The 22,113-nt window shown below is 70.8% G+C and carries 15 protein-coding genes and 3 pseudogenes; 11 read left to right on the forward strand and 7 right to left on the reverse strand.

Annotation, left to right across the window (positions count from 1 at the left end):
• Positions 1–205: 205 nt before the first annotated feature.
• From AB0J04_RS40005 to AB0J04_RS40015, 3 genes are all read right to left on the reverse strand, one after another.
• A complete protein-coding gene (locus AB0J04_RS40005) occupies positions 206–997 on the reverse strand; it encodes an ATP-binding cassette domain-containing protein (RefSeq protein ID WP_363173588.1) in 792 nt (263 codons plus the stop codon).
• 2 nt (positions 998–999) lie between these two features.
• On the reverse strand, positions 1,000–2,064 hold the full coding sequence (locus tag AB0J04_RS40010; protein ID WP_363173589.1) for an ABC transporter permease: 1,065 nt from the start codon (positions 2,062–2,064) through the stop codon (positions 1,000–1,002).
• 117 nt (positions 2,065–2,181) lie between these two features.
• A complete protein-coding gene (locus tag AB0J04_RS40015; protein WP_363173590.1) occupies positions 2,182–3,273 on the reverse strand; it encodes a sugar ABC transporter substrate-binding protein in 1,092 nt (363 codons plus the stop codon).
• A gap of 673 nt (positions 3,274–3,946) precedes the next feature.
• On the opposite strand from AB0J04_RS40015, the pseudogene AB0J04_RS40020 reads away from it, so the two are divergent.
• Positions 3,947–4,513 (forward strand): annotated as a pseudogene (locus tag AB0J04_RS40020) (extracellular solute-binding protein); the annotation flags it as partial.
• A 198-nt stretch (positions 4,514–4,711) separates the two neighbouring features.
• A complete protein-coding gene (locus AB0J04_RS40025) occupies positions 4,712–5,509 on the forward strand; it encodes an NAD(P)H-dependent oxidoreductase (protein ID WP_363173601.1) in 798 nt (265 codons plus the stop codon).
• A gap of 201 nt (positions 5,510–5,710) precedes the next feature.
• Here AB0J04_RS40025 and AB0J04_RS40030 read toward each other — a convergent pair whose 3' ends face one another.
• Positions 5,711–6,223, reverse strand: coding sequence for a GNAT family N-acetyltransferase (locus tag AB0J04_RS40030; protein WP_363173591.1), 513 nt, complete (start codon positions 6,221–6,223; stop codon positions 5,711–5,713).
• Positions 6,224–6,266: 43 nt separating this feature from the next.
• Between AB0J04_RS40030 and AB0J04_RS40035 the strand changes: the two are divergent.
• Together AB0J04_RS40035 and AB0J04_RS40040 are read left to right on the forward strand one after the other, a co-directional pair.
• Positions 6,267–6,592 (forward strand): annotated as a pseudogene (locus tag AB0J04_RS40035) (helix-turn-helix domain-containing protein); the annotation flags it as partial.
• A 122-nt stretch (positions 6,593–6,714) separates the two neighbouring features.
• Positions 6,715–10,461 (forward strand): S8 family serine peptidase, encoded by a 3,747-nt coding sequence (locus tag AB0J04_RS40040; RefSeq protein ID WP_363173592.1) that lies wholly within the window; start codon positions 6,715–6,717, stop codon positions 10,459–10,461.
• A 487-nt stretch (positions 10,462–10,948) separates the two neighbouring features.
• On the opposite strand, the gene AB0J04_RS40045 is transcribed toward AB0J04_RS40040, so the two are convergent.
• From AB0J04_RS40045 to AB0J04_RS40055, 3 genes are all read right to left on the reverse strand, one after another.
• Positions 10,949–11,650: a response regulator transcription factor gene (locus tag AB0J04_RS40045; RefSeq protein WP_363173593.1), complete on the reverse strand. Its 702-nt coding sequence runs from the start codon at positions 11,648–11,650 to the stop codon at positions 10,949–10,951.
• 95 nt (positions 11,651–11,745) lie between these two features.
• Positions 11,746–12,405, reverse strand: coding sequence for a CBS domain-containing protein (locus AB0J04_RS40050; protein ID WP_363173594.1), 660 nt, complete (start codon positions 12,403–12,405; stop codon positions 11,746–11,748).
• Between the two features lie 36 nt (positions 12,406–12,441).
• Positions 12,442–12,906: a cyclic nucleotide-binding domain-containing protein gene (locus AB0J04_RS40055; RefSeq protein WP_363173595.1), complete on the reverse strand. Its 465-nt coding sequence runs from the start codon at positions 12,904–12,906 to the stop codon at positions 12,442–12,444.
• Positions 12,907–13,225: 319 nt separating this feature from the next.
• On the opposite strand from AB0J04_RS40055, the gene AB0J04_RS40060 reads away from it, so the two are divergent.
• From AB0J04_RS40060 to AB0J04_RS40090, 7 genes and pseudogenes are all read left to right on the forward strand, one after another.
• Positions 13,226–14,725 carry an amino acid permease gene (locus AB0J04_RS40060; RefSeq protein WP_363173596.1) on the forward strand — a complete coding sequence of 500 codons (1,500 nt, stop codon included), beginning with the start codon at positions 13,226–13,228 and terminating at the stop codon, positions 14,723–14,725.
• A gap of 30 nt (positions 14,726–14,755) precedes the next feature.
• A complete protein-coding gene (locus AB0J04_RS40065) occupies positions 14,756–15,970 on the forward strand; it encodes an arginine deiminase (protein WP_363173597.1) in 1,215 nt (404 codons plus the stop codon).
• A gap of 31 nt (positions 15,971–16,001) precedes the next feature.
• The gene (argF, locus tag AB0J04_RS40070; RefSeq protein WP_363173598.1) at positions 16,002–17,003 is read left to right on the forward strand and encodes an ornithine carbamoyltransferase; all 1,002 of its coding nucleotides are present in this window, start codon (positions 16,002–16,004) and stop codon (positions 17,001–17,003) included.
• Positions 17,004–17,007: 4 nt separating this feature from the next.
• Positions 17,008–17,931 (forward strand): carbamate kinase, encoded by a 924-nt coding sequence (locus AB0J04_RS40075; protein ID WP_363173599.1) that lies wholly within the window; start codon positions 17,008–17,010, stop codon positions 17,929–17,931.
• A gap of 148 nt (positions 17,932–18,079) precedes the next feature.
• Positions 18,080–20,337 (forward strand): annotated as a pseudogene (pflB, locus tag AB0J04_RS40080) (formate C-acetyltransferase).
• Positions 20,338–20,342: 5 nt separating this feature from the next.
• Positions 20,343–21,071, forward strand: a complete 729-nt coding sequence (pflA, locus tag AB0J04_RS40085) for a pyruvate formate-lyase-activating protein (protein ID WP_363173602.1) — start codon at positions 20,343–20,345, stop codon at positions 21,069–21,071.
• Between the two features lie 289 nt (positions 21,072–21,360).
• Positions 21,361–21,990: a hypothetical protein gene (locus AB0J04_RS40090; protein ID WP_363173600.1), complete on the forward strand. Its 630-nt coding sequence runs from the start codon at positions 21,361–21,363 to the stop codon at positions 21,988–21,990.
• Positions 21,991–22,113 lie beyond the last annotated feature (123 nt).

Consider the following 22,113-nt stretch of genomic DNA (forward strand, 5'->3'; position numbering starts at 1 on the left):
ACCGAGCGGAGAGTGAGCTCCGCTCGGTACGGGCGGAGGGCAGCGCGAGCCCTCCACCGCGCGCGCTGCTGATCAGGGCCTCCGACTCGCAACGGGGACTTCGGTGCGTGCGCCCGCATGAACGACACGGGCGCACACCCGGACACCCGGGGCGAGCGATTGAGGCGTGCGCTGACTCCGTGCGGCTGCGAGGCGGAGCCTGGCGTCAGGCCTCGGCCTGGAGCTGCGCGAGCTCGGCCTCGAGGTGAGCCATGGCTTCGCCGCCGGCCATGAGGTCGGTGATCTCTTCGCGGGTGCGTTCGCCCTTGCGGAAGTCGTCGGCCTTCTGACCGCGGATCAGGACGGCGAAGTGGTCGCCGACCATCATGGCGTGCCGGACGTTGTGGGTGACGAGGATGACCGCGACGCCCTTCGCCCGGGCCTGCATGATGATCCGCAGGACGTGTGCGGCCTCCTTGACGCCGAGGGCGGCGGTGGGCTCGTCGAGGATGAGGACGTTGGCCCCGAAGTACACCGCGCGGGCGATCGCGAGGGCCTGGCGCTCACCCCCGGACAGGCTGCCCACAAGACGCGCGCCGTCGGTGACCCGGGTGATGCCCAGGGACTGCATCTCGCGGACGGCGATCTCACCGGCCATCTTCTTGTCGAACAGCTTGAACGGGCCCCATCCCTTGGTGGGTTCGGCCCCGACGAAGAAGCAGCGGCCGACGCCCATCAACGGGAACGTCCCGCCGAACTGGTGGACGGTGGCGATGCCCCGAGAGCTGGCGTCACGGGGGCTGTCGAAGACGACCGGCTCGCCGTTGACCTCGATCGTGCCGGTGGTGGGCTTGTGGAACCCGGAGAGGATCTTGATGAGGGTCGACTTGCCGGCGCCGTTGTCGCCGAGCAGGCACAGCACCTTCCCGGGAGCCACCTCGAGGGAGATGTCCTGCAGGGCGTTGGTGCCGACGAAGGACTTGCTGACGTCGGTCAGGCGCAGAAGGGGCGCGGTCATGGTCAGGCCTTCTTAGCGTTGCGAGGGGTGTAGGACAGGGCGAGCCGGCGGAAGGTGTTGTTCATCAACACGGCGGTGAGGATGAGGATGCCGAGGATCAGGCTGGCCCAGTCGGAGTTCCAACCGGTGTAGTAGATGCCCTGGTTGACGATGGCGAAGGTCAGCGTCCCCAGCGCCACGCCGAAGACGGAGCCGTAGCCGCCGGTGAGCAGGACGCCGCCCACGACCACGGCGATGATGGAGTTGAAGACGAAGGACTGACCGTTGGCGACCTGCGCGCCGTTGTAGAGGATCGTCTGGATCACACCGACCAGGGCCGCCCCGAACCCGCTCGCCATGTACAGGGCGATCTTCACCTTGGAGACCGGGATGCCGGTGGCGCGGGCGCTCTCCTTGTCGCCGCCGATGGCGAAGATCCAGTTGCCGTACTTCGTCATCTGCAGCAGCACCGCGACGACGACCGCCGCCGCGAGCCACCAGAAGATCGCGACCTCGAACTGACCGTCGATCAGCTGCCCGAAGAGCGACTTCGACAGGGGGTCGGGGGCGATGGCCACGCTGGTGGTGCCGGTCGTGGCACGGGACAGGCCCAGGGTGAGACCGGCCATGCCGGCCATCGTGGCGAGAGTGACGACCAGGGACGGGACGTTGGTCCGCGTGACGATGATCCCGTTGAGCAGCCCGGTCAACAGGCCGAGGCCGAGGGCGAGGACGATGCCGACGATCATCGGGGCGCCCCAGTGCCCGGAGACGATGGCCAGCGTCATCGAACTGCCAGCGAGCACCGAGCCCACGGAGACGTCGAGTTCGCCGGCGATCATCAGCAGCCCGATGGGGATGGCGATGATGCCGAGCTCGGCGGCGATGTTCAGCCAGCTCGCCGCACCCGCGGGGGCCAGGAACTTCTCTCCGCCGAAGATCGCGAAGAAGACGAAGACGCTGATCGTTCCGATGAGCGCGCCGGCCTCGGGCCGATGCCACAGTCGGCCCAGTCGGCTTTCGGACTCCTTCGCTGGGGTGACGGCGGTCTCGGGCTCGGCCGTCGACTGGGGGAGTGAGGTTGTCATCGGGTCTGGTACCACCTTTGTGGATCTTGGAATGCTGTAAGAAGCGGAGCGCCGGTCAGAGGCGCCGGCCCGGCCCGGTCCCGTCGGATCCGGTCCGGGCCCGGCGCCTCTGACGCATCAGCGGACGCCGGCCTTGGTGCCGGCGATCGCGGCGCCGACGTTCTCGGACGTGACCAGGAGGGGGCCGGTCAGGAGAGGGTTCTGCGGCGGGAGCACGCCGTAGGACAGGTACTGGTTGGCGATGGACACGGCGTAGAAGCCCTGGAGGTAGGGCTGCTGGTCGATCGCGAAGAGCTGCTTGCCGGCCTTGATCCGGTCGAGCTGGCTCTGCGAGAGGTCGAAGGTGCCCAGCTTGACCTTGTCACCGGCCTTGGCCTGCTCGATCGCGGCGGCGGCGCTGTCCGCGTCCTGCACGCCGATCGTCACCAGGGCGTCGATGCTGTCGTCCTTCAGCAGCGCACCCTTGATCGCCTGGGTGACCGCGGACGGGTTGCCGAAGTTGGAGGACGCCAGGGGCAGTTGCTTGGACGTCGAGCCCTTGCTCTTGGCGCCGTCGGCGATGCCCTTGCAGCGTGCCTCCTGATTGGCCGAACCGGGCACGGTGTTGACGCACAGGATGTTCTTGGCGCCCTCCTCGGCGAACTTGACGCCGCCGGCCTTGCCCGCCTCGTAGTCGTCCGACCCGATGTACTTGACACCGCCCACGCGCTCAGCAGCGTCCGCGCCGCCCGAGTTGTAGATGAACACCGGGACGCCCTTGGCCACGGCCTGCTTGATGGCCGCGTCCTGGTTGTCGGGAACCCAGTCCGGCACGAGGATGGCCGACGGGTTCTGCGACAGTGCGGTGAGCGTCAACTTGGCGGCGTCCGGGCCGAGGTTGTCGTAGTTCTGCGGGCCCAGGAAGGTCACCTTGCCCCCGCCGGCGCTGACCAGCTTCGCCGCGTCCTCGCCACCACGCTTGATCGCGGACCAGAACGGGTCGTCGGCCTTGCCGCCGATGACGTAGATCGAGAGCTTGCCGTTGCTCTTCGCCGGGGCGGTGCCAGACCCGTCGGCGCTCGCCGTCGCCTGTGCCGTGTCGCCCGTGGCCTTCCCGCTGCTGCACCCGGTCAGTGCGGTCGCCGCCACGGTGAGCACGCTGACCGCCGTCAGGACTCTGCGGGAGAGGCGACGGCCGACCAGCGGTCGACGGGTCTGTATGCGTTCCATGTGCTGGGTGCTCCTTCAAGTGAATCCGGGCGGGTGCCTGGGCGGACCAGGAGTGCCTCGGAGGGTCGAGCGAGGTGGGTCCCGCGTGAGCCGAGGGCCCGCGAATCGCGGGGGAGTGGCAGGCGGGACGTCCAGGTGAGAGTGGTCTCGGCGACGAGGGTTTACCGCACGGGTATCGCGGTACCGGTCGCGTCAACGCAATTCTGAGCAATTGCTCTTGGGAAACTTCTCGGTAATATGCGCGCCTTTTTAAAGCGCTTTAAGCGGTGGGCAGAGCATCCTTCCGTTTCGGGAGGGTGTCAAGAGCTCGTACTTAATCGAAACCATGGCGACGTCGCGGAGCGTCTCGGGGCGTCGAGCGGTCGACCTCGTCCGGGCCGTCTCTCGTCGACTTGCGGCAACACCCTTGACACATGACTGCGAGGGCGCTGATAGTACGAGTACTTAAAGCGCTTTAAGTAGTGCTCTTGGTCGGCCTTTGCCAGCTTTCCGGTCGGCCTTATCCGGCGTTCCCTACCGGCCTTCTCTGTCGGCCTCGTGCCTCTCGCGCCGGGGAAGCCTGACGGGGAAGGCGGGCGCCGCGTCCCGGTGTGCTGGAAGCCGTCAGGACGCCGCCGTGCGCCTCCGTGAGTTCCGGGCGATGGGCGATGGGCCATGGACAGGCCCGGAGCGCCCCTGGTTGTGGGGCTCGGGCGCGCAGCTCACCGATGTCGCCTCGGCCGAGGCGGTGTCCGCGCTGTCGCTGTGGCAGGGCTGGCCGGACAAGGGCTACGCCCCCAACTCGGTCATCAACAACACCCGGACCACCGGCTGGCGGGAGTTCCCGACCGGCGACCACGCCTTCGGCGAGAACGGCACCTGGCAGCTCGCCCATGCCGAGAAGGCCGGTTTCGAGTAAGGGGTCATCCCGGTGCCCGCCGCCTCCGGAGGCAACGTCGCGGCTCCGACGGGCGGCGAGTTCGTCACCGTCCCGGTGCGGGGCGACACCGGCCGCTACGCCGCCCCCCAGAGGCTCGTGTCCTGCCTGACCGGCACCGAGAACCTCCTCGGCGCCGACACCACGCTGTCCTACGTCGCGCCCACCGCCGAGGTCCAGGACAAGCAGGTGACGGCCGACGCCGAGCTGCAGCCGTGGGTCGACGCGGCGAAGACGGCCGAGGGGCGCACGAGGGACGGCCCGGGCACCGAGTACCCGAAGATCTCGGAGCAGATGTGGAAGACGGTCCGGGCCGCCCTCAGCGCGGTGGTGGCGGCAGTGGTGGCCACCGTCCACTGCGGCGCACAGCGTTCCTCGGCCGACTCCTCCCCGTCCGCACAGGGACGGGACGTCCGGCTCGGCCGCCTCGGCGACCGCGGGGAAGACGCCGTCCGCCTCGGCCCAGGAGTCCCAGAAAATCCAGGAGCCCCAGGAGGAGGGCGCGGCACCCAAGGTCAGACGCTGATCGTCTGCGCCCACCCGGAGCCGAAGTCGCTCAACGGCTCCCTGAAGGACCTCGCGGTGTCCACATTGGAGACCGCCGGGCACGAGGTATCGGTGAGCGATCTGTACAGGATGAACTGGAAGACGGTAGTGGACGCCTCGGACCACGGCCCGGACGCCTCAAGTCCGCTGAAGGTCGCCCTGGACGCGGGCCGGGCCTTCGGCGCCGGGACGCTCACCCCGGACGTCCTCGCCGAGCAGGAGAAGCCGCTGTGGGCCGACACGATCATCTTCCAGTTCCCGCTGTGGTGGTACACGATGCCCGCGATCTTCAAAGGCTGGGTGGACCGGGTGTTCACCCACCGCTTCGCGTACGGCGTCGGCGAGCACAGCGACACCAGGTACGGCGAGCGCTTCGGCGAAGGCGCCCTCGCGGGCAGGAAGGATCTGCTGTCGGTGACCGCCGGCGGCCCAAAGTCGCACTACGCCGCTCGCGGGATCAACGGCCCCATCGACGATCTGCTGTTCCCGATCCACCACGGCATCCTCTACCACCCGGGCATCGAGGTGCTGCCGCCGTTCGTGCTGTACGGCGCCGACCGGATGACCGGCGGGGACTACCCGCAGGTCGCCAAGGCCGGGGACTACCCGCAGGTCGCCAAGGCCTGGGAGCAGCGCCTGCTCACCCTGGAGTCGACCGAGCCGATCGCGTTCCGGCGGCAGAACTTCGGCGACCACGAGATCCCTTCGCTGCACCTGAAGGAGGGACTGGAGCCCGCGGGCCGCACGGGTTTCGGGTTGCACGTGCGGGGCTGACCGCCGACGACGGACAGGACGAGCCGGGCGCGAACCCGAGCCGCGACTGACGGCCCGCCACGGCCGTCACCGCAAGCCGACGTTCTTCAGGGCGGTTCACTCCTGCACCCTCACGAGATCCTCGCCAGGCACACCGGCCACGTCCCAGAACCTGCGCGCCGGCCGGACCGTGGCCTGAAGCACCACCACATGACCGTCACATCAGGTTCGGTGGTCCGAGGGAGCGACATAAAAACGCAGCTGCGCGACACGCCCGTCGGCTGTCATCCAGTCAGCTGTCGAACTGCCGACGTAGCGCCATCCGGCACGCTCATAGAGGTTGATGGCGGCGGTCGCCCCGGCTTCGACTTCCAGAACGGGCCTGAGTCCGTCGGCTGCGGCTACTCCGATCGCCTTGTCCAGCAGCCTCGCGGCCACCCCTCGTCGGCGGGCACCTGCACTGACGAACAACCGCGCCACGGACACCAGACGCTGCGAAGGCAGCCCGACAGCGACAGCCAGGGCCTCCTCGGGACGAGCCAGGACCACATGACCCACGACAGCCGAACCGTCCACGGCCACCCAGGCGTCGAGCATGCTTCGGGGAGTCAGCCAACCTTCGGGATCGACAGGCCAGTCCGCTGGGTAGCGATCTGCCGCATGGACCGTGGCGAGTGCCTGGACGCAGCCCTTCATGTGGTCATCGGCGCGAGGATGAATCGTCAGTTCGTTCATGACGGGATCTTGACACGTCGCCGTTCACGATGAGAGGCCGCGGGTGCTGCGGACCGGCCGCCGGGGTACTGGGTCGGTGGTGACCTGGCGGCGGGCTCAGACGGTGCTGCGGTCCGCGCAGGGCATGCCCGTGGCGAGGATCGCGGAGGTGACGTTGACCAGTGCCGACCGGGTCCGGGATGTGATCCACGACTTCGACGCCGATGGCTTCGACTCGCTCACGCCGATGGTGAGGTCCTACCCGAGGAAGGCGAACCCGAAGTCGTCTTCTGACGGGACGAGTTCGGGCCGCTCAACCGCCGGCTCCACCCCGGCCGGCGGTGGGCCGAACGCGGCGGCGGGCACGAGGACCGCCGCCGCGAGCCCCGGCCCGGTCCGACCCGTCCAGTCTGCGACATGGCCCAACTGCGTCACGCGGGAGCCGGTTCGGGCGGCCGGGGCGATCGCATAATCCTCGGCGTCCCATCCGACGCGCAACCATGAGGTCTCCCTTGTCCTTTCTGCCTTTCCGCAGACGCAGGCTGACAGCGCTGTGCACCGCCACCGCGGTGCTGGCCGTGTCGCCCGCCCTGGCTTCCGCGGCCCCCGCACCACCCTCGACCCCGTCCTCCGCATCGTCCCTCGCGTCCGCCGCGGCCCTGCCCGCGGCGCTCGGCACCGCTCGTAGCGTCACCCTGGTGACGGGGGACAAGGTCACCGTCACCCCGGCCGCCGACGGCACGTCGAGCCGGACCGTGCGGGACCCGGACGGCCGGTACACCGGATTCGAAACCAACCAGAGCGGCAAGGACACGTACGTCTACCCGCACAGCGCTCTGCCGTACGTCGCCGCGGGGCTGCTGGACAAGGAGCTGTTCAACGTCACGCGGCTCCTGGCGGACGGCTACGACGACGCGCACCGCGACCGGCTGCCGCTGATCGTCACCTACACCGACGCCGCCGCCCGTTCGCGTGCCGTGCCGGTGCCGGAGGGCGCCCGCAAGGTGCGCACGCTGGACAGCATCCAGGGCGCGGCGCTGGGCGCCGACCGGTCGGACGCCTTCTGGGCGTCGATCACCGGGGACGACGCCGGCGCGGCGGCGCGCGACAGCGGGGAACAGCCCAGGTTCAAGGGCGGCCTCGCCAAGGTCTGGCTGGACGGCAGAGTGAAGGTGGACCTCGCCGACAGCACCGCGCAGATCGGCGCGCCGCAGGTGTGGGCCTCCGGCAACACCGGCGAGGGGGTGGACGTCGCGGTCCTCGACACGGGCGTGGACACGGACCACCCCGACCTGGCCGACCGGGTCGCCGCCACCGAGGGCTTCGTGCCCGGCGAGTCGGTCGTGGACCGCAACGGCCACGGCACGCATGTGGCCTCCACCATCGCCGGGACCGGCGCCGCGTCCGACGGCAAGGAGCGGGGAGTCGCGCCCGGCGCGAAGCTGCACATCGGCAAGGTGCTCTCCGACGACGGCTACGGCCAGGACTCGTGGGTGCTGGCCGGCATGGAGTGGGCGGCCCGCGACCAGCACGCGAAGATCATCAGCATGAGCCTGGGCGGCCGGCCCACCGACGGCACGGACCCGCTGAGCATGGCGGTCGACACGCTCAGCGCGGAGACCGGGGCGCTGTTCACCATCGCCGCGGGCAACGCCGGTCCCGACAGATTCTCGGTGGGCGCGCCGGGCGCCGCGGCCGCCGCGCTGACCGTCGGCGCCGTGGACGGCTCCGACTCCCTCGCCGACTTCTCCAGCCGGGGCCCCCGGGCGGGCGACGGGGCCGTCAAGCCGGACCTCACCGCTCCCGGTGTGGACATCCTGGCGGCGCGCTCCCACCACGCCCCCGAGGGCTCGGGCTCGTACCAGACCCTGAGCGGCACCTCCATGGCCACTCCGCACGTCGCGGGCGCCGCCGCGCTGCTGGCTGCCGAGCACCCGGGCTGGACGGGCCGTCAGCTAAAGAACGCCCTGGTCAGCACGACCAAGGCCACGCCGCGGTACAGTCCGTTCGAGGGCGGCACCGGCCGCCTGGACATCGTCACGACGACGGCCGCGAGCACGTTCGCCACCGGCAGCGCCGACTTCGGCTTCCGCACCTGGCCGACGCCGGCCGGGACGACCACCGAGCGGAAGGTGACGTACACCAACACCGCCGGCAGCCCGGTCACCCTCGACCTCGCGGTGCGCGCCTCGGGCGCGGACGCCGGCCCGTTCACCCTGTCGGCCTCGCGGGTCACCGTCCCGGCGCACGGCACCGCCTCGGTGACGGCGACGGCGCACTTCGACAAGATGGCCGCGGACCAGATGGTGGCCGGCTTCCTGACGGCCACCGACCCGTCCGGCGCGGTGCTGACCCGCACCTCGCTCGGCGCCGGAAAGGAGGGCGAGCGCCACCGGCTGACGCTGAAGGCCAAGGACCGCAGCGGCAAGCCGATCGGCGGCACCGTCATCCTGACGGCGAAGAAGCTGTGGCTGCCCGTGCGGATCGACGAGTCGGGCACCGTGGACCTGCGGCTGCCGCCCGGTTCGTACACCGCTTGGATGGAGGCCGACCTCGAGGGCTCCCAGGGCCCGCACTCGCTCGGGCTGGGCCTGATGGCGGTGTCGGACGTCGTCCTCGACCAGGATCGCACCGCCGTCTTCGACGCGACCCGGGCCCGTCAGGTGAGGGCGGTGGCGCCCAAGCCGAGCACCCCCGGCGGCTCCCGCATCGAGTACTACCGCGGCTTCGCCGACGACGACTGGTCGTCCTCCGCGCGCTGGCCGGGGACGTCGTACGACAGCATCTGGGCCCTGCCCACCAAGAAGGTCGCCGAGGGAGAGTTCGTCTTCGGCACGCGCTGGCGGCTGGAGGAACCGGCTCTCACGGTGGCCTCGGGCGACCGGACCTTCGACGACCTCGTCGTGCACCGGAGCGCGACCCCGCTGTCCCAGGGCCGGCACCGGCTCGACGCGGTGTTCGCCGGTGACGGTGCCGCCACCGCGTACACCTCTCTCCACGCCCGGGGCAAGGCGGTCGTGGTGCGCCGCAACGGCATCGTTGCCGTGGAGGAGCAGGCCGCCGCTGCCGCCGCCGCGGGCGCCGAACTGCTCCTGGTCGTCCACGACGGATCGGGCCGCCTGGACCCGTGGAACGACTCCCCCTGGGGGACGCCGAAACCCCCGCCGCTGACGGTCGCGAGCCTCACCCAGGACGAGGGCGAGCAGCTGATCGCCGGGCTCGGCAAGAGCCGCACCCGGCTCGACGTCACCTCCAGCCCGACCACTGACTACGTGTACGAACTGGTCCACGACTACAAGGGCGCCGTCCCGGCGGACCCCACCTACCGGGCGGCCCAGCGTGAACTGGCCCGCGTCGAGGTGTCCTTCCGCAACTTCCGTGCCGGGAGGGCGCTGGATTACCGCGAGGACATCGCGCGGTCCGGGCCCAGCGCCCTCAACTCCTCGATCGCGCCGGCGCTGGGGGAGCGCACGGACTACGTCACGGCGGGCGAGCAGTGGTCGGGCCGGGCTGAAGTACCCGGCGAGCAGCAGCAGTTCGCACCTGCGGTGACCTACCGTGCGGGGACGACGAGCAGCGTCCGGTGGTTCGGGCCCGTCCAGCGGCCCCGCCTGGGCAACGGCACCGCCCCGGTCCGCCAGGACGACACGCTGTACGTGTTCGTCCCCGGCTGGGGCGACTCCGGGAACGACCACCTCGGGGCGACCTACGGCAACTTCGGCGTCCGTAACATTGTCAAGCTGTACCAGGGCGACACACTCGTGAAGGAGACCAGCCGGTACCAGTACAGCATGACCGTCCCGGGCCTCGGCGTCGGCCCGCTCCCCTACCGTCTGGTGTCGGAGAACGACCGCGACACGTGGTCCGGCCCCTACTCCACGTCCACCCGCACCGAGTGGGGCTTCACCTCCCGCGCGGGCGCCGCGGGCGAGTCGGCGCAAACGCCGCTGATCCAGCTGGACTACGCGGTCGACACTGATGCCGCGGGCAGGACGGGACGCCACGCCGATCTGACGCTCACCGCGTCGCACCTGTCCGCCTCGACGGGGACCGCCGCCATCCGCACGGTGGGCCTGGAGGTCTCCTACGACGACGGCGCGACCTGGCACACCGCGCGGCTCCAGCACAGCGGCAACAGCTGGCGCACCCGGCTGGACGCGCCGCGTGCGGCGCGGTTCGTCACCCTGCGGGCCACCGCCCGCGACGCCAGGGGCAACAGCGTGGAGCAGAGCATCACCCGGGCCTTCGGCCTGAAGTGATCCCCTCGCCCGCACCCGGACGCGCATGACGGCGGGGGCGGGGCCGCACATCACGGCCCCGCCCCCGCCGTTCGCGCAGGCCCGCCCGGCGCCTCGATCGTCACGCAGTGGACGCGCGGAGGCGGTCCGCGGGGCCCCTCCCGCACACAATGTGGGTTTCTGTCGCGTCCCGCCGTCACGGTTGGAGGCGGGACGAGAGTGCCGCAACCCACGGTCAGTGGCCGCGCGGATCTGCGGCGTGGTCGTGTCCGCGGCGAGCCGGAAGCGCCAGGGCTGTGTGGTGTGGATCGAGGGAGCCGGCACGGCGGCGGAGACCAACGTCTCCAGGGTCCGGAAGTCGAGGACGGCGGAAGGCATCGCGGCTCATCCCCCTCACTTCGCTGAAGGGTTCCGCCGGTGTCGGCAGTTGCCCCAGCGTCCCCGCTGAGGGAGCGCCGGGACAGGTGCCGTCCGGCCCGTCGAGGGGTCCCGATGGGCCCGCCCCTCCTCACTTGGCCCGGTGCTCGCCCGCCTCCGGCTGCTCCAGATGGGAGGCGAGGACGGCGGCCTGGACCCGGCGCTGAACGCCCAGCTTGGCCAGGAGGCGGGAGATGTGGTTCTTGACGGTCTTCTCGGACAGGTAGAGCTTCTTGCCGATCTCGCGGTTGGTCAGTCCGTCGCCGATCAGCGCCAGGATGTCCCGCTCCCGCGGTGACAGGCTCGCCAGCTCGGACGGCACGGCAGGGGTCTCCGTCGGCTCGGCACGCAGTGAGCGCATCAGGCGCGACGTGGTCGCGGGGTCCAGCATCGACTGGCCGGATGCCACCGTGCGCACCGCCGAGACCAGGTCGGACCCCTTGATCTGCTTGAGGACGTAGCCGGAGGCGCCGGCCATGATCGCGTCGAGCAGGGCCTCCTCGTCGTCGAAAGAGGTCAGCATCAGACAGGCCAGCTCCGGCATCTGGCTGCGCAGCTCACGACAGACCGAGATGCCGTCGCCGTCCGGCAGCCGAACGTCGAGGACGGCGACGTCGGGGCGCAGCGCCGGGCCTCGTGCGAGTGCGTGGTCCACGGTGCCGGCGTCGCCGATCACCGTGATGTCCGGCTCGGCGTCGAGCAGGTCGGCCAAGCCGCGGCGGACGACCTCGTGGTCGTCCAGCAGGAACACCCGGATCGGGTTCTGCTCGGTGAAGGTGCGTGGCTCTGGCATGGTGACCCCTCGTTCCCCGGCGAAGGACAGACTGCGACCTGTCCGTGATTCCGATCATCACGCGCCGGGACCGAATGCACCAGGGCCGACCGGCCCTACTCGGGCAGGGGCAGCAGCGGTGTGAGGTCGAAGGCCACGTCCACGACGCCCTCGACGGCGCGGACCAGCCGGGCTGCCACCGGCACCAGCGAGGTGTCCCGGACCCGGCCGGTGAGCTTCACGACGCCGCCATGCACGTCCACGCCCACGTTGGAGGCCGGCGTGGGGAACAGGTAGGACACGACCTCGCGGCGTACCTCCTCGGCGATCTCCTCGTCGGTGCGGAGGAAGACCTTGAGCAGGTCGGCACGGCTGACGACGCCTTCGAGCAGGCCCACGGCGTCGACCACGGGGAGTCGCTTGACCTTCGCCCGGGCCATGGTCTGGGCGGCCTGGGCGAGCGTGGCGTCCGGGCGGACGGTGAGGGCAGGAGACGTCATGAGTTCCTCCGCGGTGACCGAGCCGGCCTTCGCCAGGTCGGACAGGCGGCGCAGTTGCGTGTACCGGTCGGGGTCGCTGTCGCGGAACTCCTCCTTGGGCAGCAGGTCCGCTTCGGAGACGACGCCGACGACCCGGCCCTCGCCCTCGATCACGGGCAGGGCGCTGATCTTCCAGTCCTGCATCAGCTGGACGATCTCCTTGAAGGTCGCCTTACGGCCGACCGCGGCGACCGTGTGGGTCATGACATCACTGACGATGTGCGGGGCGCCGTGCATAACCACTCCTTCGGTAACCGTTCGGCACCGGCTGGTTCAGATGAGGCTGCCGGCGCCGTAGGGGGCGTACAGGTCGAGCAGGCGGGTCCTGGTCGAGTGCAGACGGTGGGCGAGGACCTGGCCCACCCACCGGTTGACGTCCTGGCCCAGGGCCGGGTCGTCCTGGCACATGGACCGGACGGCCGTGGCGTCGAACTCGTAGGCCCGCACCGGTGTCATCGCCTCGGCGCCCATCTGCCAGGCGTGCGGAGGGAACAGCCAGGACCAGCCGACCAGGTCGTTGTGGCCGAGGCTCTCGACGACGGCCGCCCGACGGCCCGGCACGTGCATGTCGAGATCGACCCTGCCGGTGCGGATCACCCAGAAGCGGTCGGCGCGTCCGCCCTCCTCGAACAGACGAGTTCCCTGGGGGACGGAAACCTCCCGGGCGAAGCGCATGAGCCGCTCGCGGTGTTCGGCGGACAGCGAACGCAGCATGTTGGGGGTGGACGTGGCGTGCATGACATGCCTCCCTTGCGGGGCTGTGAACTTCCAAGGCCAGCGTGTGCCCGGCCCCTGACGAAGGGCATGGGCCATACGGTCCAGTGATCGGGCCATTCGGCGCCCATCGGTCGATTTCGGCACGCCGCAGAGGGGCATGCGCAGGCCTCGCGCGCCATCTCGCCTGTGTCCACGACGAGTTGGGGCTGCACGGACCTCCCGCACCGGGACCTTCGGCACCACTGCGGGCCCCGTGTGGCCACTGCCCCGATCCGGCGTGACGCAGAAGCATCGTCCACGGATCGACTCATCCGCAGCGACATGCACAAGGAGCACAGCCATGCCCAGGACTTCAGCGACCGGTGACCGGGCGGCGCCCGAGCCGAAGGCGGCACTCGGTCTCCCGGCCGCGTCCGCTCTCGTCATCGGCAGCATCATCGGCACCGGGATCTTCGCCCTCCCCTCAGCCCTCGCCCCGTACGGGCCGGTCTCGCTGGTCGCGTTCGTCGTCGTGACGCTGGGCGCGCTGGCGCTCGCGCTGACGTTCGGGGCGCTGTCGAAGCGGGTTCCGGCCAGCGGCGGGCCGTACGTCTACGCCCGGGAGGCCTTCGGCGAGTTCGCCGGATTCCTCAACGCGTGGTCGTACTGGATCACCGCGTGGGCCGGCAACGCTGCGATCGCCGTGGCGTGGGTCGGCTACGTCGAGGTGTTCGTCAACACGGGGCACCAGACATGGATCTCCATGAGCATCGCCCTCGGCGGGCTCTGGGCGGCGGCCGCGATCAACCTCACCGGCGTCCGCAACATCGGCGCGTTCCAGGTGGTCACCACCGTGCTGAAGTTCGTGCCGCTCGTCTTCATGGCCACCATCGGGCTCTTCTTCATCGACCCGGACAACTTCGGGGCCTTCAACGCCAGCGGCCGGTCGGCGCTCGGCGCGATCTCCGCCGCGGCCGCCATCGCCCTGTTCAGCTACCTCGGTCTTGAGGCCGCCTCGGTGGTCGCCGGCCGGGTGCGCGAGCCGAAGCGCAACGTGCCCCGCGCCACCGTCTACGGCACGCTCGTGTGCGCCGTCATCTACATACTGGGCACGCTCGCGGTGTTCGGAACCGTCTCGCACGGCGCGCTCGGCGACACCGTCGCGCCCTTCACCGACGCCGCGAACAACATCTTCGGCGGCGCCTGGGCAGGCGACGTCGTGGCCGCCGCCGCGATCATCTCGGGCATCGGCGCCCTCAACGGCTGGACCATGCTGTGCGCCGAGATGCCGTACGCCGCCGCCCGCGACGGGCTCTTCCCCGACGCCTTCGCGAAGCTGCGCGGACACAGCGGCGTCCCGGTCTTCGGCATCGTCGCCTCCACCGTGCTGGCCTCACTGATCACCGTGTTCAGCTACACCCGCTTCGAGGACGTGTTCACGAAGATCGTGCTGCTGAGCGTGCTCACCGCGGTGGTCCCCTACCTGTTCTCCGCCGCCGCCCAGCTGTACTGGCTGCTGGTGCGCGGCCGGGAGACCCTGAGCCGCCGCCGCCTCGCCCGTGACGTCACCGTCGCCGCTCTGGCGCTGGCCTTCTCCTACTGGTCGATCCAGGGCAGCGGCTACCAGACGGTCTACTACGGACTGTTCGTGCTGCTGCTCGGCGTGCCGGTCTACGTGTGGCTGAAGCGGGGCCAGGGCCGGTACGGCGACGACCCGGTCGCGGCGATCCCCGCAGCCCGCGCTCCAGGCGAGGAGCGTGCCCCGGAGACGCCGGCACCGCCCAAGCGCCTCTCCCGCGGACCGGACACCAACCGTGTCGGGGGCCCGCGCAAGCGCGACGCCCACCGCCGCCAGGACTGACCACCCCCTCACGATCGAGGAAACCACGCCATGAACACGTTCCACGTCGACTCCGAGGTCGGCCGCCTGCGCCAGGTGATCCTGCACCGCCCCGGCATCGAACTCTCCCGCCTCACCCCGCGCAACGTCGACGCCCTCCTCTTCGACGACATCCTGTGGGCCAAGCGCGCCCGGGAGGAACACGACGCCTTCGCCCAGGTGCTGCGCGACCACGGCACCCGCGTCCACTACTTCGCCGACCTGCTCGCCCAGGCCCTCGACGGAGACGAGGCCCGTGACTGGCTGCTCGACCGGGTGATCACCCCGGCCACCGTCGGGCCGGCGCTGATCGACCCGGTGCGCGAACTGTGCGCCCAGCTGGACGGGGAGACCCTCGCCGGACACCTCATCGGCGGGCTCCTCAAGAGCGACCTGCCGCTCGCTGCCCCGCACAGCCTGGTCTGGAACGCGCTGGACGCGGACGACTTCGCGCTCGCCCCGCTGCCCAACCATCTCTTTCCGCGCGACAACTCCTGCTGGGTGTACGACCGTTTGTCGGTGAACCCGATGGCCAAGACGGCCCGGCGGCGCGAGAGCCTGCACGCCGAGGCCGTCTACCGCTTCCACCCGATGTTCGCCGGCGTCGCCCCGGCGCCGATCCTCGACGGCTCGGTGGGCACCCTGGAAGGCGGTGACGTCCACGTCCTGGGCAACGGCGCCGTCATGGTCGGCGTGGGGGAGCGCACCACCGCGCAGGCGGTGGAGAACCTGGCCGCCCGGCTGTTCGCCGAGGGCACGGCGCAGCGGCTCGTCGCCGTCCAACTCCCGGCGGCTCGGGCCTACATGCATCTCGACACCGTGCTGACCATGGTCGACCGCGACACCTTCGTCATCTACCCGGGCCTGGCCGACTCCCTGCGCTCCTGGACGCTTCTGCCCAGCGGCACCCGCGAGTGCGGCTTCGACGTCGCCCCGAACTCCGACCTGGCCACCGCACTCGCCGAGGCCCTCGACCTCGACAAGGTCCGGATGCTCTCCGCCCCGCAGGACATCCGCAACGCCGAGCGCGAACAGTGGGACGACGGCAGCAACTTCCTCGCCCTCGCCCCCGGCGTGATCGTCGGCTACGAGCGCAACGTCACCACCAACACCTACCTGCGCAAGCAGGGCATCGAGATCGTCACCATCGCCGGCGCCGAACTCGGCCGCGGACGCGGCGGACCGCGCTGCATGAGCTGCCCCATCGAACGCGACCCGGCCGCCTGAACCTCAGCCTGACCCCCAGGGGGGAACCACCATGACCATCGACCTGCGCGGCCGCTCCTACCTGAGCGAACTCGACTTCACCGCCGCCGAGATCCACCACCTCCTGAGCCTGGCCGCCGCCCTCAAGGCCGCCAAGCGCGCCGGCGCCGAGCAGCCCCGGCTGACCGGCCGGAACCTCGCGCTGATCTTCGAGAAGACCTCCACCCGCACCCGCTGCGCCTTCGAGGTCGCCGCCGCCGACCAGGGGGCCGCCACCACCTACCTGGGCCCCGGAGACACCCACATCGGAGCCAAGGAGTCCATTGCCGACACCGCCCGCGTGCTGGGCCGCATGTTCGACGCCATCGAATACCGGGGCTCGGACCAGTCGCTGGTCACCGAGCTCGCCGTCCACTCCGGCGTCCCCGTCTACAACGGCCTGACCGACACCGCGCACCCCACCCAGAGCCTGTGCGACGTCCTCACCATGCACGAGCACAGCCTCAAGCCCGTGCCCGACATCGCCTACTGCTACCTCGGCGACGCGCGCAACAACATGGGCAGCTCGCTGCTGTCGATGGGCGCCCTGCTCGGCATGGACGTGCGCATCGCCGCTCCCGCCCGGCTGTGGCCCGACCCCGCGCTGGTCACCACCTGCCGGGAGGCGGCCGAGCGCAGCGGCGCCCGGATCCTGCTCACCGAGGACGTCGAGACCGCCGTACGCGGCGCCGACTTCCTGCACACCGACGTCTGGGTCTCCATGGGCGAGGCCGCCGACACCTGGAGGGAGCGGATCGAGCTGCTGCTGCCGTACCAGGTCAACGACAAGACGCTCGCCGCCACCGGCAACCCGGACGTGAAGTTCATGCACTGCCTGCCGGCCCTGCACGACCGCCGCACCCGCCTCGGCCGTGACCTCTTCGACCGCTACGGCCTGGACGGACTCGAAGTCACCGACGACGTCTTCTCCTCGCCCGCGTCGATCGTCTTCGACCAGGCCGAGAACCGACTGCACACCATCAAGGCCGTACTCGTCGCCACCCTGGAGGACTGAAGCCATGCGCATCGTCGTCGCCCTCGGCGGCAACGCCCTGCTCCACCGCGGTGAACGCCCCGACGCCGCCGTCCAGCAGGCCAACATCGACCGGGTCGCCACCGCCCTGGCCGCTCTGGCCCACGAGCACGAGATCGTCCTCACCCACGGCAACGGCCCCCAGATCGGCCTGCTCGCCATGGAGAGTGCGAGCGACCCGGCCCTCAGCGCCCCCTACCCCCTCCATCTGCTCGGCGCCCAGACCCAGGGCATGATCGGCTCCCTGCTGGCCTGCACGCTGCACGACGCCCTGCCCGGCCGCCACATCGCCACCCTCGTCACCCACACCCTCGTACGGGCCGACGACCCTGCGTTCGCCCGGCCCACCAAGTTCGTCGGCCAGGTCTACTCCCGGGACACGGCCCGCTCTCTCGCCCGCGAGCGCGGCTGGCACATCGCGCAGGACACCACCGGCTGGCGCCGTGTCGTCCCCTCCCCGGCGCCGGAACACATCCTGGAGACCGACACCGTCCACGAACTGCTGAACAGCGGCACCCTCGTGATCTGTGCGGGCGGCGGAGGCGTGCCCGTCACCGCGGACGACGACACCGGCGCGCTGACCGGCGTCGAGGCCGTCGTCGACAAGGACCTCACGGCAGCCCTGCTCGCCGAGGATCTGAAGGCCGACTTCCTGCTCATCCTCACCGACGTCCCGTGCGTGTACGAGGACTACGGGACCCCCGCTCAGCAGCCCGTCCTCGACGCCACCCCCGCCGAACTACGCCGCAAGGGTTTCCCCGAGGGCTCGATGGGGCCGAAGACCGAGGGTGCCGCCCGGTTCGTCGAGCGAACCGGAGGGCTTGCCGCCATCGGGGCGCTGGACGCGGCGTACGAGATCGTGCACGGCCGCTCGGGCACCCTGATCCGCCCCGACCTCGCGGCCGGCTGACGGGCGGGAGCGGCGAGCGACTGGGCCGTCCGGCCCCCGGTGCCGGGGGCCGGACGGCTCGCCCGTGTGCGCTGTCCGGCACCTCCCCGTGACGATCACGAACGACAAGCATCGAAGTGCAGGACACGAACCGAGGAGAGGAACGGCGATGACCGCAACCGTGACAGTCGGCGACCGGGTCACCGCGCCCTGGCGAGGCTTCGCCGGGACCCGCTGGCGCGAGCTGGTCGACGTGCGCGACTTCATCCAGTCCAACTACACCCCGTACCAGGGAGACGCGTCCTTCCTGACCGGTCCCACGGACCGCACCCGGGCCGTCTGGGCGAAGGTCAGCTCGCTGTTCCCGGAGGAGCGGGCGCGCGGCATCCTCGACGTGGACACGGCGACGCCGTCGACGATCACCTCGCACGCCCCCGGCTGGATCGACCGGGGCCGCGAACTGATCGTCGGCCTGCAGACCGACGCCCCGCTGAAGCGGGCGATCATGCCGAACGGCGGTCTGCGCATGGTGGAGAACGGCCTCAAGGCGTACGGATACGACGCCGACCCGTTCGTGACGAAGGTCTTCGGGACCTACCGCAAGACCCACAACGACGGTGTCTTCGACGCCTACACGCCCGAGATGCGGACCGCCCGCAAGGTGGGCATCATCACCGGGCTGCCCGACGCCTACGGCCGCGGCCGGATCATCGGCGACTACCGCCGCGTCGCCCTGTACGGCACCGACCGGCTGATCGGGGCCAAGCGCGCCGAGCGCGCCCGGCTGGACGCCGAGCCGTCCACCGAGCACGTCATCCGCGACCGCGAGGAACTCGCCGAGCAGATCAAGGCGTTGGGCGAGCTGACCCGCATGGCGGCGACCTACGGCTGCGACGTCTCCCGGCCCGCGGACACCGCGCACGAAGCCGTTCAGTGGCTCTACCTGGGCTATCTCGCCGCGGTGAAGGAGCAGAACGGCGCCGCGATGTCGCTGGGCCGCACCTCGACCTTCCTCGACGTCTACCTCCAGCGGGACCTGGACGAGGGGACCATCGACGAGTCCCGCGCGCAGGAGCTGATCGACGACTTCGTGATCAAGCTGCGGATCGTCCGGTTCCTGCGCACCCCCGAGTACGACGCCCTGTTCTCCGGCGACCCCACCTGGGTCACCGAGTCGATCGGCGGCATCGGCGACGACGGCCGCCCGCTGGTCACCCGCACCTCCTTCCGCTTCCTCCGGACCCTCTACAACCTCGGGCCCGCCCCCGAACCCAACCTCACCGTCCTGTGGTCGCCCCGGCTGCCCGCCGGCTTCAAGGAGTTCTGCGCCCAGGTGTCCATCGACACCAGCGCCGTCCAGTACGAGTCCGACGACCTGATCCGGCCCCGGGGCGGCGACGACACCGCGATCGCCTGCTGCGTCTCCGCGATGGCGGTGGGCAAGGAGATGCAGTTCTTCGGCGCCCGGGTGAACCTGGCGAAGGCGCTGCTGTACGCCGTCAACGGCGGCCGGGACGAGATGACCGGCGACCAGGTCACCCCCGAGGCGCCCCCGCTGACGGGCGAGTACCTGGACTACGAGGAACTGTCGGCGGCCTACGACCGCGTCCTGGACTGGCTCGCGGAGACGTACGTCAACACGCTCAACGTCATCCACTACATGCACGACAAGTACGCCTACGAGCGCATCGAGATGGCGCTGCACGACCACCCCGTGCACCGCTTCATGGCCTGCGGCATCGCGGGACTGTCCGTCGCGGCGGACAGCCTGTCGGCGGTGAGGTACGCCCGGGTGAAGGTCTTCCGGGACGCGACCGGCCTGGCCGTCGACTTCCTCACCGAGGGCGAGTTCCCTGCCTACGGCAACAACGACGACCGCGCCGACAGCATCGCCGTCGGCCTGGTGGAGACCTTCATGGCCAAGGTCCGCCGACACCCCGCCTACCGGGACGCCGAGCACACCCAGTCGGTGCTGACCATCACCTCGAACGTCGTCTACAGCAAGCACACCGGCAACACCCCCGACGGGCGCCGGGCCGGACAGCCCTTCGCCCCCGGCGCCAACCCGATGAACGGCCGGGACCGCCACGGCGTGGCCGCCTCCGCGCTCTCGGTCGCCAAACTGCCGTACGAGCAGGCCCGCGACGGCATCTCGCTGACCACGACCATCACCCCGGAGGGGCTGGGGCACGCCCCCGAGGAGCGTGCGGGCCACCTGGTGGGCATCCTCGACGGCTACACGGGCGCCGGCGGCTTCCACATGAACGTCAACGTGCTCGACCGGGCCACCTCGAGGACGCGATGGAGCACCCGGAGAAGTACCCGGAGCTGACCATCCGCGTCTCGGGGTACGCCGTCAACTTCGTCCGCCTGACCCGCGAGCAGCAGCTCGACGTGATCAGCCGCACCTTCCACGGATCGCTGTGACGACCATGACCACCGGCCGGATCCACTCCTGGGACCTGTCCACCGGCGTGGACGGTCCCGGGACCCGGTTCGTCCTCTTCGTCTCCGGCTGCCCCCTGCGCTGTCTGTACTGCGCCAACCCCGACACCTGGCACATGCGGGACGGCCGGGAGGCGACGGTGGACGAGGTGATGACGGAGATCGAGAAGTACCGCGCCTTCGTCACCACGGCCGGGGGAGGGGTGACGATCACCGGGGGAGAGCCCCTGCTGCAGCCCGCCTTCACGGGCGAGGTGCTGCGCCGCTGCAAGGAGGCCGGACTGCACACCGCGCTGGACACGTCCGGCTTCCTCGGCACCCGCGCCACCGACGAACTCCTCGCCGACACGGACCTGGTCCTGCTGGACATCAAGGCCTTCGACGTCGGCGCCTACCGGAAGCTGACCGGCGGCCGCCTCGCCCCCACCCTCACGTTCGCGACCCGTCTGGACCGCCTCGGCGTCCCGGTGTGGATCCGCTATGTGCTGGTCCCCGGCTGGACCGACGATCCGCGGTGCGTGGACGCCCTGGCAGGCTTCGTCGCGGGGCTCGGCACGGTCGAACGGGTCGAGGTGCTGCCGTTCCACAAGCTCGGCGCCTCCAAGTACGAGGCTCTCGGCATCCCCTTCCCGCTGCGGGACACCCCGGTTCCCGACCCGGCCCTGACCGAGAGCGTCCGCGATCGCTTCAGGGAGCAGGGCGTACCCGCCTACTGACCGCCGGGCCGACCGCCGACCGGGTGAGGGGCGGTATGCACGGCGCTGCCGTTCACCCCTGAGCCCTGAGCGTCGGTGGCCGAGTAGCGCGACGAGGCCGGTCGCCGGTCGCCAGAGCCGTGCGCGAGCCCGCGTACCCCACCTTCCGCATGCGGCCCAACGGCTCTTGAGAGCAGGGCCGTTCGGCCCCGTGGTCACGGACCTTCGGCATCCGTCGCCGACCGGCGCGCGCGGCCAGAGTGAGTGGTGTCAGGCACCGACCCGACCGCCTTCGAAGGGAACCACGACCATGGCCGTGCACGAGCACCCGCACCGGAGCTCCGGCTTCCACCTGCCGTCGCTGCGCAGGAACCGGAACGCCTCCGCATCCGAGTCGGCAGTGTCGGCAGGCACCGACACGCACACCGCGCGGGCCTACGCCTTCGCGTCCCTGCGCCTGCTCACGGGGTTCGTCTTCCTGTGGGCGTTCCTCGACAAGACCTTCGGCTTCGGCTATGCCACCCCGTCCGGCAAGGGCTGGATCGACGGCGGCTCGCCGACGAAGGGCTTCCTCGGCTCCGTCGCCGTCGGACCGATGGAGTCCACCTTCCATTCCTGGGCCGGCGACCCGTGGGCGAACTGGCTGTTCATGCTCGGTCTGCTCGGCATCGGCCTCGCCCTCGTCGCGGGGGTCGCGCTGCGGATCGCCGCCGTCGCGGGCACCGCGATGATGGCGCTGATGTGGATCGCCGAGTGGCCGCCGGCCAAGCACCTCTCGGACGGCTCGGCGAGCATGTCGACGAACCCGTTCGTCGACTACCACCTGATCTACGCCGTCGCCCTGATCGTGCTGGCCGCTGCCGCCGCCGGCGACACCCTGGGCGCGGGCCGGCTCTGGGCCAGGCTGCCGTTCGTCCGCGACCACAGCTGGCTGCGCTGAGCACCGACGGCGCGGTGGGCCCGTCACCCGGCCCACCGCGCCGAGCCGGGCAGGGGGGCCGGGGGCCCCCATACCGGCCCACTGGGCCCGGCACGAGGGACCCCCCCAAGACGATTGTGTTAA

The organism is Streptomyces sp. NPDC050263 (assembly GCF_040655955.1).
GTDB lineage: Bacteria > Actinomycetota > Actinomycetes > Streptomycetales > Streptomycetaceae > Streptomyces.